General features: G+C 63.4%; 17 protein-coding genes and 1 pseudogene. 8 read left to right on the top strand and 10 right to left on the bottom strand.

Annotated elements, in window-relative coordinates; translation table 11 throughout:
• Positions 1 to 214: 214 nt before the first annotated feature.
• The gene (locus V7S54_RS07815; protein ID WP_057252114.1) at positions 215 to 400 is read right to left on the bottom strand and encodes a hypothetical protein; all 186 of its coding nucleotides are present in this window, start codon (positions 398 to 400) and stop codon (positions 215 to 217) included.
• Between the two features lie 329 nt (positions 401 to 729).
• On the opposite strand from V7S54_RS07815, the gene minC reads away from it, so the two are divergent.
• The 3 genes from minC (at position 730) to minE (ending at position 2,662) form a co-directional block, all read left to right on the top strand.
• On the top strand, positions 730 to 1,476 hold the full coding sequence (minC, locus tag V7S54_RS07810; protein WP_065373417.1) for a septum site-determining protein MinC: 747 nt from the start codon (positions 730 to 732) through the stop codon (positions 1,474 to 1,476).
• 113 nt (positions 1,477 to 1,589) lie between these two features.
• The gene (gene minD / locus V7S54_RS07805; RefSeq protein WP_057251955.1) at positions 1,590 to 2,405 is read left to right on the top strand and encodes a septum site-determining protein MinD; all 816 of its coding nucleotides are present in this window, start codon (positions 1,590 to 1,592) and stop codon (positions 2,403 to 2,405) included.
• On the top strand, positions 2,402 to 2,662 hold the full coding sequence (minE, locus tag V7S54_RS07800; RefSeq protein ID WP_057251956.1) for a cell division topological specificity factor MinE: 261 nt from the start codon (positions 2,402 to 2,404) through the stop codon (positions 2,660 to 2,662). Before minD ends, minE begins: the two co-directional genes overlap by 4 nt.
• A gap of 94 nt (positions 2,663 to 2,756) precedes the next feature.
• Here the strand turns inward: minE and V7S54_RS07795 are convergent, their stop codons facing one another.
• Both V7S54_RS07795 and V7S54_RS07790 read right to left on the bottom strand, forming a co-directional pair.
• The gene (locus tag V7S54_RS07795; protein ID WP_065373418.1) at positions 2,757 to 3,011 is read right to left on the bottom strand and encodes a cupin domain-containing protein; all 255 of its coding nucleotides are present in this window, start codon (positions 3,009 to 3,011) and stop codon (positions 2,757 to 2,759) included.
• A gap of 131 nt (positions 3,012 to 3,142) precedes the next feature.
• Positions 3,143 to 4,234, bottom strand: coding sequence for a citrate synthase/methylcitrate synthase (locus V7S54_RS07790; protein ID WP_065373475.1), 1,092 nt, complete (start codon positions 4,232 to 4,234; stop codon positions 3,143 to 3,145).
• A 60-nt stretch (positions 4,235 to 4,294) separates the two neighbouring features.
• Between V7S54_RS07790 and V7S54_RS07785 the strand changes: the two genes are divergently transcribed.
• The 3 genes and pseudogenes from V7S54_RS07785 to V7S54_RS07775 form a co-directional block, all read left to right on the top strand.
• On the top strand, positions 4,295 to 5,440 hold the full coding sequence (locus V7S54_RS07785) for a citrate synthase (protein WP_234792940.1): 1,146 nt from the start codon (positions 4,295 to 4,297) through the stop codon (positions 5,438 to 5,440).
• 277 nt (positions 5,441 to 5,717) lie between these two features.
• On the top strand, positions 5,718 to 6,164 hold the full coding sequence (locus tag V7S54_RS07780) for a hypothetical protein (RefSeq protein ID WP_065373419.1): 447 nt from the start codon (positions 5,718 to 5,720) through the stop codon (positions 6,162 to 6,164).
• Positions 6,165 to 6,362: 198 nt separating this feature from the next.
• Positions 6,363 to 7,544, top strand: a pseudogene (locus V7S54_RS07775) (Do family serine endopeptidase); the annotation flags it as partial.
• An 87-nt stretch (positions 7,545 to 7,631) separates the two neighbouring features.
• On the opposite strand, the gene V7S54_RS07770 reads toward V7S54_RS07775, so the two are convergent.
• Positions 7,632 to 8,729 (bottom strand): helix-turn-helix domain-containing protein, encoded by a 1,098-nt coding sequence (locus V7S54_RS07770; protein WP_327078000.1) that lies wholly within the window; start codon positions 8,727 to 8,729, stop codon positions 7,632 to 7,634.
• A gap of 102 nt (positions 8,730 to 8,831) precedes the next feature.
• Between V7S54_RS07770 and V7S54_RS07765 the strand changes: the two genes are divergently transcribed.
• Both V7S54_RS07765 and V7S54_RS07760 read left to right on the top strand, forming a co-directional pair.
• Positions 8,832 to 9,890 (top strand): alpha/beta hydrolase family protein, encoded by a 1,059-nt coding sequence (locus V7S54_RS07765; protein WP_065373420.1) that lies wholly within the window; start codon positions 8,832 to 8,834, stop codon positions 9,888 to 9,890.
• 254 nt (positions 9,891 to 10,144) lie between these two features.
• Positions 10,145 to 10,552 carry a cupin domain-containing protein gene (locus tag V7S54_RS07760; protein ID WP_065373421.1) on the top strand — a complete coding sequence of 136 codons (408 nt, stop codon included), beginning with the start codon at positions 10,145 to 10,147 and terminating at the stop codon, positions 10,550 to 10,552.
• Positions 10,553 to 10,594: 42 nt separating this feature from the next.
• On the opposite strand, the gene pcaD is transcribed toward V7S54_RS07760, so the two are convergent.
• The 6 genes from pcaD to V7S54_RS07730 form a co-directional block, all read right to left on the bottom strand.
• Positions 10,595 to 11,380 carry a 3-oxoadipate enol-lactonase gene (gene pcaD, locus V7S54_RS07755; protein WP_065373478.1) on the bottom strand — a complete coding sequence of 262 codons (786 nt, stop codon included), beginning with the start codon at positions 11,378 to 11,380 and terminating at the stop codon, positions 10,595 to 10,597.
• 159 nt (positions 11,381 to 11,539) lie between these two features.
• Positions 11,540 to 12,874, bottom strand: coding sequence for an MFS transporter (locus tag V7S54_RS07750; RefSeq protein WP_210183789.1), 1,335 nt, complete (start codon positions 12,872 to 12,874; stop codon positions 11,540 to 11,542).
• A 39-nt stretch (positions 12,875 to 12,913) separates the two neighbouring features.
• Complete coding sequence (gene benD / locus V7S54_RS07745) at positions 12,914 to 13,702, bottom strand: benzoate diol dehydrogenase BenD (RefSeq protein WP_065373423.1); 789 nt, start codon at positions 13,700 to 13,702, stop codon at positions 12,914 to 12,916.
• Entirely contained in the window at positions 13,699 to 14,727 is a 1,029-nt protein-coding gene (benC, locus tag V7S54_RS07740) for a benzoate 1,2-dioxygenase electron transfer component BenC (protein WP_065373424.1), read from the bottom strand. The genes benD and benC overlap by 4 nt, the downstream gene beginning before the upstream one ends.
• A gap of 39 nt (positions 14,728 to 14,766) precedes the next feature.
• On the bottom strand, positions 14,767 to 15,255 hold the full coding sequence (benB, locus tag V7S54_RS07735) for a benzoate 1,2-dioxygenase small subunit (protein WP_065373425.1): 489 nt from the start codon (positions 15,253 to 15,255) through the stop codon (positions 14,767 to 14,769).
• Complete coding sequence (locus V7S54_RS07730) at positions 15,252 to 16,610, bottom strand: Rieske 2Fe-2S domain-containing protein (protein ID WP_336408133.1); 1,359 nt, start codon at positions 16,608 to 16,610, stop codon at positions 15,252 to 15,254. Before V7S54_RS07730 ends, benB begins: the two co-directional genes overlap by 4 nt.
• Positions 16,611 to 16,643 lie beyond the last annotated feature (33 nt).

Genomic DNA, 16,643 nt, shown 5'->3' with positions numbered 1-16,643 from the left:
CGGCAGCAGCTCCAGGGTCGAGCCGTAGTCGGCAGCATTTTCGCGCGGCATCAGGTCGATGCTTCGACGATGCCTCATGGTCAGTCCTCTCGAAGCTTCGCCTCGATCCGCCCATCACCGCACGCGGGCATCGGCGGTTTCGTGCGGATTGCCCCCGTTGGAGTTCCGCCAGGCGCCCTGGTATCGGCCCATCGGTCTCGCGGTAGTCGTTGCTTCACCGTGCCGAACCGTCGAGCCGTAGCGAAAGCTGCACGCCGCCGCGCTTCAGCCGCGGCAGGGGCGGCGTCATGTCGATGCGTCCGAAGGTCCGCTTCCGCCACTCGGCTTCGCGCTCCCGCTTCTTCCGGGCGGCTGCAACGGCAGCCATGGCGCGTTCGATCACTTCTTCCGTATGGGTCATGGTTTCTGTCCGGTTCATGGGAAACCTCCATTTTGTTCACGTTATGTTCTTATTTTAGCACTCCAATGTCAACTCCCTTCGCGAGGGCGGGCGAATCGCATGCAACGGGATCGATGAATCATCTCTCGTCAGCCGGCAGCAGACGGTCAAATCCGCCATCGCCAAGGCAACAATGGCCAAAAGATCGGTTTGTTCCGACGCCCAATTTACCTTGTTTTTCAGTGCCGGAAGGCCCGCCGCGGGGCCAGCCTCATTAACCTTCGCACTGCTGAATTAACCATTTGTTAACCATTTCCTCGATACACCGAGGCAACGGAAAATTTACCAAGATGAACGATGTGTTAACCGAATCCCGGCCGATCCGCCTCAAGGGGCGCTCCTTCCTTGCGCTAGCGCTGACCCCCGAGCTGCCCCTCGAGGATTGGCTCACACGGCTCGACGATCTGGCTTCCCGCTCCGCCGGTTTCTTCCTCCGGCGGCCCGTCGTGCTCGACGTCGATGGCCTCGAAATCGATCGTTCGCAACTGCGCGAACTCGTCGATCAGCTCGGCAAACGCAATGTCCGAATCATGGGCATCGAGGGGGCGCGACAGTCGCTGCTCGGCGCCGATCTGCCACCGGCGATGAACGACGGGCGCCCGGCAGCCGACTATGAAGCGAAGATGGCGGAGCAGGCAGAAAAGGCCGAGGTGCCGGGAGCAGCAACGGAAGCCGTCATCACGGCCGAACCGCTTGCCGCCAAGGCAACACCCTCGATGGTCGTGACCCAGCCGGTGCGCTCCGGACAGTCGCTGTTCTTCCCGGAAGGCGACGTGACGATCATCGGCTCGGTCGCTTCTGGCGCCGAGGTCGTCGCCGGCGGATCGATCCATATCTACGGCGCGCTGCGCGGCCGGGCGATGGCCGGCACCACCGGCAATGCTTCGGCACGGATCTTCTGCCGCAAGCTCGAAGCGGAACTGATTGCGATCGACGGCTTTTACAAGACCGCCGACGACATGGAGCAGCATCTGCGCGGCAAGTCCGTTCAGATCTGGCTCGACGGCGAAGCGCTCAAGGCGGGAACGCTCGGCTAGAGCGGGATGGGGATGGTCGGGCGGACACCGCGCGCATCCCGCTTAGGTTCTGGGTCGATCCAGAACCATCGTGACGTAAGGCGAAGGCGTAGTTTAAATACTTGGAGAGATGAATGGGCAAGGTAGTCGTAGTTACATCGGGCAAAGGCGGCGTCGGCAAGACGACGTCCAGCGCCGCATTGGGTGCTGCGCTTGCGCAGAACGGCGACAAGGTCGTGGTCGTCGACTTCGATGTCGGTCTGCGCAATCTCGATCTCGTCATGGGCGCGGAACGGCGTGTCGTTTATGACCTGGTCAATGTGATCCAGGGGGAGGCCAAGCTGTCGCAGGCGCTGATCCGCGACAAGCGGGTCGAAACGCTTTACCTACTGCCGGCCTCGCAGACCCGCGACAAGGACAATCTGACGCCGGAAGGCGTCGAGAAGGTCATCGCCGCCCTGCAGAACGCCTTCGATTGGGTGATCTGCGACAGCCCCGCCGGCATCGAACGCGGCGCGACGCTCGCCATGCGCCACGCCGATATCGCCATCGTCGTGACCAACCCGGAAGTCTCGTCGGTGCGCGACTCCGACCGCATCATCGGCCTGCTCGATTCCAAGACGCTCAAGGCCGAAAACGGCGAGCGGATGGAAAAGCACCTGCTGCTCACCCGCTACGACCCGCTTCGCGCCGAGCGCGGCGATATGCTGAAGGTCGACGACGTGCTCGAAATCCTGTCGATCCCGCTGATGGGCATCATCCCGGAAAGCGCTGACGTGCTTCGTGCATCCAACGTCGGCTCGCCGGTCACGCTGGCAGACAACCGCTCAGCGCCGGCGCTGGCCTATTTCGACGCAGCGCGCCGGCTGAAGGGCGAAACCCTGCCAATCACCATTCCCGGTGAAAAGCGCAGCTTCCTCGGCAAGATTTTCGGAAGGAAGGCGGCATGAATCTGTTCGGTTTCTTCTCCCGCTCCCAGTCAGCACCGGCCGCCCGCGAACGGCTGCAGGTACTGCTGGCGCATGAGCGCGCATCGGCCGGCGATTCCGATCTCGTCACCAAGCTGCGCGACGAAATTCTGAAGGCGATCTCCAAGCACATGCAGATCGACGACGAAAAGGTCAAGGTGACGATGGAACGCGGCGCGCAGGTCTCGACGCTCGCGGTCGATATCGAGATCCCCTTCGACGCGAAGAAGGCGGCCTGACGGCCGCCCATTCGTTCCATATGACGTCAACGCGTCTCCGGATACCTTTAGCCGGACAATATCGACAGATGTTGTCCGGCTTTTTCGTGAGAGGTCAGAACTCCGGCGCGACGCCGAAGACGAACTCACTGTCGCCCGACATGTTGAAATACTGGCGATCCGTCCCCGCCGGAATGTAGAAACCGTCGCGCGGATTGAGCTCGAACCAGACCTGGCCTTCCGCTTCCGGCACATGGATGTTCAATGTGCCCGACACGACGTAGAGGCATCTGATAGCGCTGGCGAAACCCGACCTCGTCGCTTTCGGCAGCGCCCGTTCGATCGCGCTCGCCTGTTTCCGTTTCGCCAACGACGGTCGCCAGCTTTGCGACCGTCCTCGGCTTCAACGACTTCCGCGACCTGAAGGCGTTCTTTCAACAACACCTGCGAAATGCGTGGACGGTATCGGCCTCACAATAGAGGACGCCCGCGCGCTGACGCTCAGGCCGCCTTTTGCGGCAGCGGCCCGACATAGAGCGAACGCGGCCGGATAAGGCGGCCCTCCAACGCCTGTTCGCGTGCGTGGGCGATCCAGCCGACCGTCCGGCCGATCGCAAAGACGCCGGTGAAGGCTTCGCGCGGGAACTTCAGCGCGTCGAGCAGAAGCGCCGTGTAGAACTCCACATTGACGTCGAGCGGACGGTCGGGCTTGCGCACCTTCAGGATGGCGAGTGCCGATTGCTCGACCGCTTCGGCCAGTTGAATACGATCGCGGTTCGCCGGGTCGGCGGCGCTCAGTTGCTTCAACGCGCCTTTCAGCGCGTCGGCGCGGGGATCGCGGACGCGATAGACGCGATGGCCAAAACCCATCAATCGTTCGCCGTTGTCGAGCGCCTTCGAGAGCCAGGCTTGCGCGTTCCCCGGCGTCCCGATCGCATCCAGCATGTCGAGCACCGGACCAGGCGCACCTCCGTGGAGCGGTCCCTTGAGCGCGCTGATCGCAGCAAGAACCGAAGACGTGAGACCGGCTTTCGTGGACGCGACCACGCGCGACGCGAAGGTCGAAGCGTTGAGGCCGTGATCCGAGATCGTCACCAGATAGGCATCGAGCGCCGCCACTTCTTCCTTGCTCGGCACTCTGGCGCCGAGCATCGCGAGGATATCGGCCGAATGCGAAAGTGCCGGCGTCGGCGCGACCGGGGTTTCACCCTTCTTCAGGCGCAGCGCCGCCGGCAGGAAGACGGCCGGGGCGGCTAGCAAGCGCAGTGCCGTATCGGGATCGTCTCCATCCGGAAGCCGGGCGATCAGCGCACGCATGATGTCGACCGGCGGCAGTTCCAGCAACACATCGTCGATGGCGCTGATATGGGCGAACACTTCTGCCCGCTTCTGCCCGAGGCGCCTGGCGAGTTCGGCTCGATCCGGAACGGCCCCCAGCAGCCCGCCGAACAACAGGGCGATGACATCTTCATAGCGCGCTTGCCCGACCAGATGATCGAGCGAGACGCCGCGGATGATCAATTCGCCGGCTTCACCGTTGACATGGGAGAGCTGCGTTTCAGCGGCGACGACGTCTTCAAGTCCGTTCTTCATCATCAAGTTTCTCCTTTACGCCAAGAATGATCCAACCTAGATCTATTGACGTCAATCTTGATGCAATCGATCAACATGAAGACACTCTGGATCACCGCCGAAGAGGCGCTCGCCCGGCTCGGCAGCAAGCGGCAGACGCTCTACGCCAATGTCAGTCGCGGGCGCATCCGCGCCAAGCCCGACCCTTCCGACCCGCGCCGCAGCCTCTATCAGGCCGACGACGTGCACCGGCTGGCCGAACGTCAAGCCGGCAGGCGGCAGGCGGCGGTCGTCGCCGCCGAAACGATCCGCTGGGGTGAGCCGGTTCTGCAGACGACGATCTCCAGTATTGCCGGAGGGCGGCTATTCTATCGCGGCCGTGATGCGGTCGAACTCTGCAACGACGCGACGCTGGAGCAGATCGCGACGCTACTTTGGCAAGCATCCGAGCCAGTGACCGTTCCCGCCGGCGAACACGGCGGCAGCCAATCGCGCCTGGCCGCAACGTTCGCACGCCTGGCTGCACGGATCGAAGGCGACCTGCCGGCGCTCGGCCGCCGTCCGGCGATATTGAAGGCTGAAGCCGCCGACGTGCTTGCGAGCGTCGCGGCGGGAATGGCGCCGTCGCCAGAGCAGATGCCGCTGCACCGGCGGCTGGCGCTGGGCTGGGGACGGCCGGAGGCGGCGGAGCCGATCCGCAAGTGTCTGGTGCTGACCGCGGAGCACGAGCTCAACGTTTCGGCCTTCGCAGCCCGCGTCACGGCTTCCTCCGGCGCGGCGCTTTCTGCCGCCACGCTATCAGGGCTTGCCACTCTCACCGGGCCTCGACATGGCGGCGCCTGGCTCAGCGTCACGCGGTTGGCCGAACAGGCGGCAGCAAGCGGCGTGCGCGAGGCGATCCGGGGAATGCTCTCCTCCGAGGGAGTGGTCAGGGCCTTTGGCCACCGGCTCTATCCCGATGGCGATCCGCGCGCCAGGGCGATCATGGCAAGCTTCGAGGTGCCTGCGCTCTACACCACATTGGCCGAAGCCGGCGAGGAGTTGCTCGGCGAACCAGCCAATCTCGACTTTTCGCTGGCCGCCCTCGCAGCGGCCTATGCCCTGCCTGAAGATGCGCCGCTCGTAATTTTCGCGCTTGCGCGCACCGTCGGCTGGCTCGCTCATGCGATGGAGCAGATCGAGAGCGGCGAACTGATCCGCCCTCGCGCGCATTACGCAGGCTCCTAGCTATTTCTTCGACGCCCGCATGAACCCGAGGCATGGGCGAGAAGAATAGTTTCCAGGAGAAAGCGCGAACAGCGTTTATTACATAAAGTTAACAATTTGGTTTTCCAAACAAGAAAGGAGAAATATTACATTATAGTAACATGACTAGCGCGCATCTAAGTATTACCTTCGAACCGAGGTTGAATATTGCCGGCGACCGCTTCGGCCGCGACGCGACAATAGGAGACGGCCTCGCAGGGAAGCTCCTCCCGCTTCCCGCGTAGAAGGAGATGCAGATATGCGCTCGCCCCTCAAGACCACCACCATCGCAACCCTTGCCCTCGTCGTTTTCGCCGGCGGTGCCTTTGCGGCCGATCACCACGACTTCGGTCGCGAGAGTGACAAGGGCGCCTACACGGGCGATTACTACCAGGGCATTTTCACCCAGGACGACATGACGGCCCCGGCCATGCCGGTCTACCGAGCACCGGTTCACATGGCATCGTCGCGTCTCGACCGCGTCCTGCATGAACTCCGGGTCGACAACCACCGGATCAATGCCGACCGCGAACAGGGCAAGCTGACCGCGGCAAACTACGCGAAGCTTGAACGTGAGGACGGCGCAGTGCGCGCCCAGGCGGTCAAGACCGCCGCCGCCCACAACGGCATGCTGCCTACGCAATCCTATGCGCGGCTGCAGAACGAAGTTCGGCACCTCGACCGAGACATTGCCCGGATGGCCTGATCGACAGGCAGATGCGGCCCACCCGGCTTCCGGGTGAGCGCCACCGACGGCGCCGGGCTCGCCCCACGAGCCCGGCGTCGTCGGCAATCAACACAAGCCCTTGCACGAAGCTGACCGAAGCAATGAGCCGTGTTCGCCTCCCCCCGGGGGCGCACGCCTGAGGTTTCTCGGCGACCTGGCAGCGAAAGGAACAAGATCATGTCAAACATTCTCATGAGGTACCGTGCTGCCGCCCTCCTCGGCGCTGCCGTCATCATCGCGCCCTTGTCCATGGCAGCCTTTGCAGGCCATGGCGCGGCTGCGGACGCCGCGACCGGTCCGGCCGTTGCGGTGCCACTTATGTCCGGCGCCTCCTTCGCTCCGATCGTGTCGGCAGACAAGCCGGCGGTCGTCACGATCACGACCGTGATCAAGGCCGACAACGCCGGCAACGACGAAACCTCGCAACTCGGCGGAAACTCGCCCTTCGACGAGCAGTTTCGCCAGTTCTTCCGCGACCAGGGCATTCCGCTGCCGGACCAGGCCCCGCAACAGCGCCCCGCGCAACGGGCCGAGGCGCTCGGCTCCGGCTTTATCGTGACCACGGACGGCTACATCGTCACCAACAATCACGTCATCGACAAGGCATCGAGCATCACAGTGACCCTTGACGACGGCACGCAGATGCCCGCCAAGCTTGTCGGCACCGATCCGAAGAACGACCTCGCCGTCCTGAAGATCAAACCGGCGAAGCCGCTTGCCACCGTTGCCTGGGGCGATTCCGACACCTTGCGGGTCGGCGATCAGGTGCTTGCGATCGGCAACCCCTTCGGCATCGGCACGACGGTGACCGCCGGCATCGTCTCGGCGCGTGGCCGCGATCTGCACAGCGGTCCCTATGACGACTTCATCCAGATCGACGCGCCGATCAATCGCGGCAACTCCGGCGGACCGCTGGTCGATGCTGCGGGCCGGGTCGTCGGCATCAACACCGCCATCTATTCGCCGAACGGCGGCAGCGTCGGCGTCGGTTTCGCCATTCCCTCGGATCAGGCGCAGAAGGTCGTCGCCGAGTTGATGAAGGACGGCTCGATCCAGCACGGCTTCATCGGCGTCGAAATTCAACCGGTGACCGCTGACATCGCCGATGCGATCGGCCTCCGTCAGGCAGAAGGCGCGCTCGTCGCCGGCGTCAATGATGGAACACCCGCCGCCAGGGCAGGCCTCAAGGCTGGCGACATCATCACCGCCCTCGGCGGCAGCCCGATCAAGTCGCCACGTGATCTCTCGCGCATGGTGGCAGACCTCTCGCCCGGCACCTCGAAGAGCGTGAGCGTCTGGCGGACCGGCAAGACCAAGGACCTCTCGATCACCGTCGGCCGCAACGCCGGGGATCAACAGTAAGTATCTTCCGTCGCGCGCGGACGACAGCTAGGTCCCGCCCCTTTGCCTGCCCGGCCGTAAGGCGGCCGGGCACAATTGTCAGCGTTAGCCTATGGCGTTGGTCGCCCCGCCCTCTGGGCCAGCCTTTTCTTTCCGGTTTTGCTCGCGCCAGGATCCGGGACTGAAGGATGTTACCCGGCGGAATTCGCGATTGAAATTCGACTTCGTCTGGAAGCCGGATTCAAGCATCGCCGAGGTCACCGACATGTCGGTCTCACGCAGCAGCCGGCAGGCTTCGGCAATTCGGAAATCGTTGATGTATTGAGAGACGTTCTTGCCGGCCAGCCGATTGACGGCGGCCGATATCTGCCGGGCCGGCAGGCCTGCGCGCCGCGCCAGACGCGACAAAGTGAGATTTTCGTCGCGGGCCAGTTTCTGGCTGAGCAGCAACTGTTCGACGCGATCCAGGATCTCCCGGTCCTGCGGCACTGAAACCGGATCCTCATCGGCGACCGTGCTGGCTACCGGAAACGCGCGCGCACGGTCCGCGACCATCGCGGTCAGGCCGATGAAGAGCAATCCCAGCATGTTTCCGTTGCTGACGATGAGGCCGATGTTCGCCCCCTTCGTCCATTCAAAGTCCAGGATGATCGCAAGATCGAAGAGGGCCGACACACAGAGCGAGACCGCGGCAATGACCAAAGCGCGGTGCGCCGCAACGGCGCCTTCAAAACGCGCTTCGTCCAGTGCATCCGTGCCGGTGCGGGCAAGGTTCAAAAGCGCCAGCGCATATCCGACATATTCGACGATCAGGGCGAAGTCGATATATCTCGGCGCGAGCAGCACGAGCATGAGGATGCCGATGGTCGGCGTCACGTGAATCCACCCGGCGCCGGGAACGCTTCGCTCCTCGCTGCGGATCAGGCTGTGGAAACTCGCGAGCACCAGCGGCGGAACACAGCTTGCGAGCACCGGCAAAGCAAATCGCAATGCTGCAACCTCGTAACCCCAGCGCAGGCCGACGACCACCGACTGAAGGGCGCAGAGCGTCACCAAGGCGAGAAACGCCCGATTGCGCTTCGCGGGTTCGTCGCCGCGCAGCATGACAACCAGCAGGATCAGCAACAGCAAGGCGACGACGAACGGCAACGGCAGGAAGATCAAGAGCGAGTCCTTTGGCAGGCAGATAACCCCGCAAGTCATGGCCCAGATCGCGATTCGGGACGACCTGAATCGCGATCAAGGACGCGGAGAGGCGCGACGCCGGCGACGATCGTGCGTCTTTTCCAACCCAGCGAGATGCCCATGCCCCTCCTTCAGTTTCTGCCCGCCGCCGTTTTCATCCTGGCCGTTGCCACCCCCTCGCATGCCCATGATGTCGGTGTGCGCGAAATCAGCGTTCCGGCTCCTGAACGGGGACGAGATCTCTCTGTCACCATCTGGTATCCCGCCGCGGCCGGCGGCGAAACCACCCTTGTCGGCGACAACCAGATCTTTAAGGGAACAGAGGCCGCAAGGAACGCCCCCTCCCTCCCGGGGCCGTTCCCCCTGGTCGTCGTTTCGCACGGCTCCGGAGGCCGCGTTCAGGCGATGAGCTGGCTGGCGACCGCGCTCGCAGAGGCTGGTTTCATCGTCGCCGGCCCCAACCATCCAGGCACGACCAGCGGCGATTCGACGCCCGCCAACACGCCGAAGCTCTGGGAGCGCACGGCCGATCTTTCCGCCGTCATCGACAAGCTCACCGGCACCGGCGAATGGAACAAGGTAATCGACGCCGACCGGATCGCCGTCCTCGGTTTTTCTCTCGGAGGCGCGACCGCCATGGAGCTATCGGGCGCCCGCGCCGATCTCGATGCCTATGCCGGCTACTGCGACAGCTACGGGAAATGGGATTGCGCCTGGTTCGCCGGCGGCAAAGGCTATGTCGACGACATGCCGGTCGAGGTCGGCAAGCTCGATCTTCGCACGATCGACAAAGCCCGCTTCGAACAATCGAACCACGATCCCCGCATCAAGTCGGCGGTACTGATCGATCCGGGTCTCGCCCAGGCCTATGGGCAAGAAAGCCTGAAAAAGATCGCGATACCGATGCATTTCATCAATCTCGGCAGTCCAGAGACCATCCCCCTGGCCGTCGCCTCCAAGCCTTTGGCGGCACTGACGCCAAAGGGCTCCTATGCCGCAATCGCCGGGGCCGACCATTTCAGTTTCCTGCCGGAATGCAAGGACGGCGCCGCCGAAGCGCTGAAATCCTTCGGCGAAGTCGACCCCATCTGCGAGCCGACCGAGCGTCCCCGCACCGACATCCATGCCGATATCATCAAGCTGGCGCGCGAAGCCTTGCAGCAGAGCCTTGGCGAATAGCGGTTGGTGAGAGCGCAAGGCTGACGGCGATACGCACTCCGGATCGCCGCCCGGCCAAGCGGGACCGCGCTTTGCCGTCCCTTCTTCCAGAAACGGTACCTCGACACCGCAAGTGGATTCATCGGGACCAACGCTGCGAAATACATTGGCTTACAAAAAGCGCGCCCGGCCGACACACCGCCAATACACACATCCGTTGAAATCAGGATGCTTCCAACGACGCACACTCGATCAACGCTATGACGGAGAGACCCATGAAAACGACTCGCATCATTGCCGCCGCAGCCCTGCTGATCGCCGGCAGCATGACGACGCTTCGCATGGCTGAGGCTCAGCAGATGCAGGGCATTCAGCGCACGGACCTGATCAAGAACGAGATCAGCGTGCCCGGACACGAGGCTGTGCAGGTCCGCGTCGATATCGACCCGGGAACTACGTCGATCAAGCATTCCCATCCGGGCGAAGAAATCGCCTATGTGCTCGAAGGTTCACTGGAATACCAGCTCGAGGGCCGGGCGCCGGTGACGCTTCAGGCAGGCCAGGCGTTGTTCATTCCGGCTGGCGTTGCCCATGTGGCAAAGAACGTTGGCACCGCCAAGGCATCGGAACTCGCGACCTACATCGTCACCAAGGACACGCCGCTCGTCGTTCCAGTCAAGTGAGGCACGTTGATGAGTTGCGCGGTGCTGCTGGTGAATCCGCCTTCAAGCGTGAAGGAATTCGAGCAGCGCCGCGTTGAATGCCGGCGCGGACTCGATGTTGACGATATGCCGGCCGGGCAATGACAGATGCCGCCCTTGCTGCACGCGGGCGGCGATGTTTTCGAGGTCGGATGGCGGACAAACCGGATCCCCGTCGCCGGAAATGGCGAGCACGGGATTGGCGATCTTGACGATTTCTTCTCGCAAATCCGCACCCGCCAGCGCTGTGCAGCCGCCGATATAGCCATCGGTCGAAGTAGCGCCGAAGCCCTCGAGGACGCGACCGACGGCTTCACGATGGCTGGCTGCGAATTCCGGGCTGAACCAGCGTTCGGCTGTGGAAGCGGTCAAAGCCGCGAGGCCGTCCGCCCTGACGCTGTCGATGCGCGCGGCCCATCCCTCGGGTGTGCCGATGCGCGCCGCCGTCGCGCATAGCACGAGCCTGCCCAGGCGCTTGCCGGCGTGCACGCCCAGCCATTGCCCGGTCAGGCCGCCGATCGACAGGCCGCAGAAATGCGTCCGTTCGATCTCCAGCGCATCCAGAAGAGCCAGCACGTCATGGCCGAGATCAGCGAGCGTATAGGGCGGTGGCGGCGCCGAGGAACGACCATGGCCCCGGCGGTCGTAACGCAGCACGCGGAAATGCGGCGAAAGCTCCCCGATCTGGGCGTCCCACATGGAGAGGTCGGTGCCGAGAGAATTGCAGAAGAGCAGCCAGGGTGTATTGCCGCTTTGGTCGCCGTCGATGCGGTAATGAAGCCGATGGCTGGGTAGGTCGAGATAGGCCATGAAACGGGCACTCCAATCAGGGAAGCCGCCAGCGAAGGCGGCTTCATGGTTGTTGGCGCGACGCTGCGCCTCATAGGCATGCGCGCTGCGGCACGAGTCTCGCACGCGCAAAGGGATGGCGGCCGGATGCCTTCATGGTCCGGCCGCCATTGCCGTTCGCTAAGCCGTCGCCAGTTGCGCGACCTCGTCGCGGCGGGCGTTGCTGATCGCAAAGACCAGCATGGCGAGCGCCGAGATCGCAGCCGGGATCGCGAAGATCGCGAAATTCTGCTGCAGCGGAAACTCCTGCGCCAGGAGCACCCCGCCGAGCGTCGGGCCGACGATTGCGCCGATGCGACCGACGCCCGAGGCCCAGCCCAATCCGGTAGAGCGGACCGAGAGGTTATAGAGCTGTGCCACGCTGGCATAGAGCAGGATCTGCGTGCCGATCGTGGTGGCGCCGGCGACGAACACCATCAGGAACAGAAGGGCCGGCGGCAGGTTGAAGCCGATCAGCGCGATGGACAGGGCTGCTGCGACGAAGAATCCGATGACCACCTTCGGCAGGCCGAACCGGTCGCCGAGCCAGCCGCCGGCAATCGCGCCGACCATGCCGCCGAAATTCAGCGAAAACAGGCTGAGCAGGCTCGCCTTCTCGGCGTAGCCGGCTTCCTGCAGCACCTTCGGCAGCCAGGACGACAGCAGATAGACGAGCAGCAGGCAGCAGAAGAACGCGACCCACAGCATGATCGTGCGCAGCGTGCGCTGATGCCGGAAGAGCTCCAGGACCGACGCCGAGGCGCCCTTCGCCTCGGAGAAGACCAGCCTGTCGGCCACGCTGAGACGCGCGTCGGGATCGATCTTCGCATAGATCCGCTTCGCTTCCTCCTGCTTGCCCTGGCGGATGAGGAAGCCGAGCGATTCCGGCAACTTCCAGAGGATCACCGGCAGCAAGAGCAGCGGCACCGCGGCGATAAAGAACATCGGCTTCCAGCCATAGGACGGAATGAGGCCGATGCCGAGACCGGCGGCGACCATGCCACCGACCGAATAGCCGGAGAACATCAACGCCACCAGGGTGCCGCGCAGACGCTTCGGCGCGTATTCGTTCATCAGTGCCACGGCATTGGGCATCAAGCCGCCGCAGCCGAGACCGGCGAAAAACCGGAAGATCTTGAACTGTTCGGGCGAACCGGCAAGCCCCGTCAGCAAGGTCGAGACCGTGAACAGCACGAAGCTGATGGCGATGCCCTTCTTACGGCCGATCCGGTCGGCGAGCGGGCCGAAGATCAGCGCCCCGAACATCATGCCGAACAGTGCCCAGGCCTGCAGCGCGCCGGCCTGCGGCTTGCTCAGTCCCCATTCGGCGATCAGCGTCGGCAGCACGGTGCCGGCGACGAAGACGTCATAACCGTCGACAATCAGCAGCAGCGCTGAGAGCGCAACCACCATCCACTGGAAGCCGCCAAGGGGGCTCCCGTCTATTGCCTCATTCACATCGATAGAGCGCATCATCTCCTCCCCAGGTCGTTGCGCGTTTCAGATAGAGAGCCGTCAGCCGAGATCGCCGCCGGCGACCGGCAGCACGCTGCCGGTGATGTAGGAGGCCTCGTCGGAGGCCAGGAACAGAATGGGTGCCGCCTGCTCTTCGATGCTGCCGTAGCGCTTCATGAAGCTCGACTGCTTTACCTGGGCGACGACGTCGCCCATCCAGGCCTTCTCGGCGTCGCTGTCGCCCGCGGCATTGCGCGGGACACGGCGTGGCGGCGCCTCCGTCCCACCCGGCGCGGTCGCGACGACGCGGATGTTGCGCTCGGCAAGTTCCATCGCCAGCGACTGGGTGATGGCGTTGACACCGCCTTTCGCCGCGGAATAGGGCACGCGGTGAATGCCGCGCGTGGCATTCGAGGACACGTTGACGATGGTGCCGCCGCCACGGGTAAAGAGATGCGGCAGCACCGCGTGGCAACAGTAGAGCGTCGGCATCAGCGAGCGGCGGATTTCCGCATCGATCTGCAAGGGTTCGAATTCGGCAAAGGGGCGCATGCGGATCGCACCGCCGACATTGTTGATCAGGATGTCGATGCCGCCGAATGTTTCGGAGGCAAAGCGCATGGCAGCAGCGGCACCCTCATGGGTTTCGAGATCGGCGTTGAAGGCTGCCGCCCGATCGCCCCCGGCCTCCGCCGCCACCTCTGTGACGAAGTCGGCGCGGTCGACGAACACCACCTTGCCGCCTTCAGCCGCAGCACGCAGCGCCACAGCGCGGCCGATGCCCTGAGCGGCACCTGTGACCACGAGCACCTTGCCGGCGAAGCGACCTTCGAAGCGAACCGTGCTCATGCGGCCTCCTTCGCCACCGCATTGGGCGTGAACTTCTCGTAGTGGAAGCTGTTGGGCAACATACCGGTGTCGTCGAGATGTCTGCGCACCGCATCGACCATCGGTGGCGGGCCGCAAAGATAGACATCGACATCGCCGCCATTGAGCAGTTCGTCCGGCATGTGCTGGGTAACCCAGCCCTTGCGCGGATGGCTGGAGGCAGCGTCGGCCACGACAGTGCTGTAGGTGAAGTTGGCGAGCCGTTTGGCATAGGCCTCGATCTCATCGACAAGCACCAGGTCGAGGTCACGGGTGACGCCATAGATCAGGTGGATCTTCTGCTGCGCGTTGGACTGGGCCAGCACTTCGAGCATCGACAGGAATGGCGCAAGACCGGTACCGCCGGCCAGCAACAGCAGGGGGCGTTGGACTTCTCTCAGATAAAAGCTGCCGAGCGGCCCTGTCAGTTCGAGTTTCGTGCCGGCTTCGGCACGCTCCAGCCAGCTGCTCATCAGACCGCCGGGGATCTTCTTGATCAGGAAGCCGATGCGCGCTTCGCCCGGCGCCGAAGAGAAGGAGTAGGAGCGGCTCTGGCCGCTGCCCGGCACGTCGATGTTGACATATTGGCCGGGGAGAAAGACGGTTGCTGCGGCCGCGTCCACGTCCAGTTCGAGCACGATCGCCGCATCGTTGTGCGGGGCGACGCGGGCGACCGTTGCCGAGAACTTCTGCTGTCCGGTCTTGCAGGCGGCCGATGTCGTCGGCACCGCGATGACGCAATCGCTCGACGGTTTCATCTGGCAGGTCAGCACCAGACCGCTTGCCGCCTCATCGGATGTAAGCGCATCGTCGATGAAATCGTCGCCGAGGTCGTAGGCGCCGCTTTCGGCGCGACACTTGCAGGTGCCGCAGACGCCGTCGGAACAGTCCATCGGCAGGTTGATCTTGTTGCGGAAAGCAGCGTCGAGCACCTTCTCGTCGTCCCGGCATTCGACGAAACGGGTGACGCCGTCCTCGAAATTCAAAGCGATCCTGTAGCTGGCCATGGTTACTCCTCCCATTCCCTTGTCGTCAGGCAACCGTCATCAGATGTGATAGACGTCGATGACCTGGCGGATGTAGTCGTTCTTCAGCACGATCTTCTTTTGCGAAATCACGAGCCCGTCGCCGCTTTTGCGCAGCGTCACGAACATGGTGCCGAAGAAATGGTCGGTGACCTTGTAGCGATGGTTGAGCGTGTGGAAGTTGTAGCGGACGTCCGCCTCCTCACCGCGATCAGTCACAAGCTCGACATTGGTGACGTTGTGGCTGGTGCGCGGCTCCGGCGTGGACGCGCCTGAGCGTTCGGTCTTGATGCGGAAGACGCGATCTTCCAGGCCGTCGCGGCTCGGATAGAAGATCAGCGAGATCTCAGACTGCGGATCTTCGGTCAGCTGATCGTCATCGTCCCAGGCCGGCATCCAGTAGGTGACGTCGGGCGCATAGCAGGTCAGCCATTCGTCCCATTCGCGGTCGTCGAGCAGGCGCGCTTCGCGGTAGAGGAAGGCGCAGGCGGTGTCGTAGGAGATGCTCATGCGACCGCTCCCTTCTTCTCGGAGGCAAGTGCTGCGCGCATCACCTTCGCCCAATATTCGTGCTGGCGGACGAAGAGGCCCTCGTCCTCGCTGCGCTCGCCGGAAAGCAGCGGCTCAAGCCCCATGCGTTTGGCGTTATCATCCGGTCCGTCGATCCAGAGCGGCGCGCCGCGCGACAGATCGTTCCAAAGTGCGGTGATGCCGGCATAGCCCTGCTGGCAGGCGCGGAATTCTTCGAGATCGTCGGCCGTGCCCATGCCGGAGACGTTGAAGAAATCCTCGTATTGGCGGATGCGCAGCGTCCGATCGGCCGCACTTTCGCCCTTCGGCGCGAAGCAGAAGATGCTGATTTCGGTCTTGTCGACGCTGATCGGACGGGTGACGCGGATTTGCGTGCTGAACTGGTCCATCAGGAACACGTTCGGGTAGAGGCAGAGGTTGCGGGTCTGATTGACGATGAAATCCGCCTTCACCTCGCCAACGCGCGCCTCGATCTCCTCACGGGCGTGGAAGACCGGCCGGACCTCGGGGTTCATGGTATTGGTCCAGAGCAGGATGTGGCCGTTGTCGAAACCGTAGACGCCGGCGACCGAGCGGCTCCAGCTGGAGGCATCGACCGCCTTGGTGCCCTCCTCGTGGCGACGGCCCATGGTCGCTGCATAGTTCCAGTGGACGGAGCTGACGTGATAACCGTCGCAGCCGTTTTCCATCTGCAGCTTCCAGTTTCCGTCGTAGATGTAGGAGGAGTTGCCGCGCAGCACTTCGAGGCCGTCAGGCGCCTGGTCGACGATCTGGTCGATGATCACCTTCGTTTCGCCGAGGTAATCCTCGAGCGAGCTGACGTCCGGGTTCAGGCTGCCGAAGAGGAAGCCGCGATAGCTTTCGAAACGGGCGACGCGCTTCAGGTCGTGCGAGCCATCTTTCGCAAATTGCGGCGGATATTGCGTGGTCTTCTCGTCCTTCACCTTCAACAGCTTGCCGGTGTTGGAGAAGGTCCAGCCGTGGAAGGGACAGGTGAAACTGCCCTTGTTGCCGTGCTTGCGCCGGCAGAGCATCGCACCGCGGTGGGCGCAGGCATTGATGACCGCGTGCAGTTCGCCTGATTTGTCGCGGGTGACGACAACCGGCTGCCGGCCGATATAGGTGGTGTAATAGTCGTTGTTCTCGGGGATCTGGCTCTCGTGGGCGAGGTAGACCCAGTTGCTCTCGAAGATGTGCTTCATCTCCAGCTCGAAGAGGTCTTCGTTGGTGAAGATATCGCGGCGGCACCGGAACATGCCGGTCTCATGATCGTCCTCGACGGCGGTGGCGAGCAGGTGATCAAGGGCTTCGGCTTTGTCGATAACAGCAGACATGGTTCTTCTCCCGCAAACGGCGCGCCGCATTCG

The sequence above is a fragment of the Ensifer sp. CCNWLY38 genome, assembly GCF_037120565.1.
Classification (GTDB): Bacteria; Pseudomonadota; Alphaproteobacteria; order Rhizobiales; family Rhizobiaceae; genus Ensifer; species Ensifer adhaerens_H.
The sequence above is the reverse complement of the archived record's forward strand: the minus strand, read 5'-3'. Positions and strand labels throughout refer to the sequence as shown.

Coding starts and splice junctions, on each gene's coding strand:
- V7S54_RS07730 (WP_336408133.1), bottom strand. CDS start 16,610: ATGTCTGCTGTTATCGACAAAGCCGAAGCCCTTGATCACCTGCTCGCC.
- minC (WP_065373417.1), top strand. CDS start 730: ATGAACGATGTGTTAACCGAATCCCGGCCGATCCGCCTCAAGGGGCGC.
- minE (WP_057251956.1), top strand. CDS start 2,402: ATGAATCTGTTCGGTTTCTTCTCCCGCTCCCAGTCAGCACCGGCCGCC.
- benD (WP_065373423.1), bottom strand. CDS start 13,702: ATGAGCACGGTTCGCTTCGAAGGTCGCTTCGCCGGCAAGGTGCTCGTG.
- V7S54_RS07770 (WP_327078000.1), bottom strand. CDS start 8,729: ATGACTTGCGGGGTTATCTGCCTGCCAAAGGACTCGCTCTTGATCTTC.
- V7S54_RS07815 (WP_057252114.1), bottom strand. CDS start 400: ATGACCCATACGGAAGAAGTGATCGAACGCGCCATGGCTGCCGTTGCA.
- V7S54_RS07765 (WP_065373420.1), top strand. CDS start 8,832: ATGCCCCTCCTTCAGTTTCTGCCCGCCGCCGTTTTCATCCTGGCCGTT.
- minD (WP_057251955.1), top strand. CDS start 1,590: ATGGGCAAGGTAGTCGTAGTTACATCGGGCAAAGGCGGCGTCGGCAAG.
- V7S54_RS07760 (WP_065373421.1), top strand. CDS start 10,145: ATGAAAACGACTCGCATCATTGCCGCCGCAGCCCTGCTGATCGCCGGC.
- V7S54_RS07750 (WP_210183789.1), bottom strand. CDS start 12,874: ATGATGCGCTCTATCGATGTGAATGAGGCAATAGACGGGAGCCCCCTT.
- benC (WP_065373424.1), bottom strand. CDS start 14,727: ATGGCCAGCTACAGGATCGCTTTGAATTTCGAGGACGGCGTCACCCGT.
- V7S54_RS07790 (WP_065373475.1), bottom strand. CDS start 4,234: ATGAAGAACGGACTTGAAGACGTCGTCGCCGCTGAAACGCAGCTCTCC.
- pcaD (WP_065373478.1), bottom strand. CDS start 11,380: ATGGCCTATCTCGACCTACCCAGCCATCGGCTTCATTACCGCATCGAC.
- V7S54_RS07785 (WP_234792940.1), top strand. CDS start 4,295: ATGCAATCGATCAACATGAAGACACTCTGGATCACCGCCGAAGAGGCG.
- benB (WP_065373425.1), bottom strand. CDS start 15,255: ATGAGCATCTCCTACGACACCGCCTGCGCCTTCCTCTACCGCGAAGCG.
- V7S54_RS07780 (WP_065373419.1), top strand. CDS start 5,718: ATGCGCTCGCCCCTCAAGACCACCACCATCGCAACCCTTGCCCTCGTC.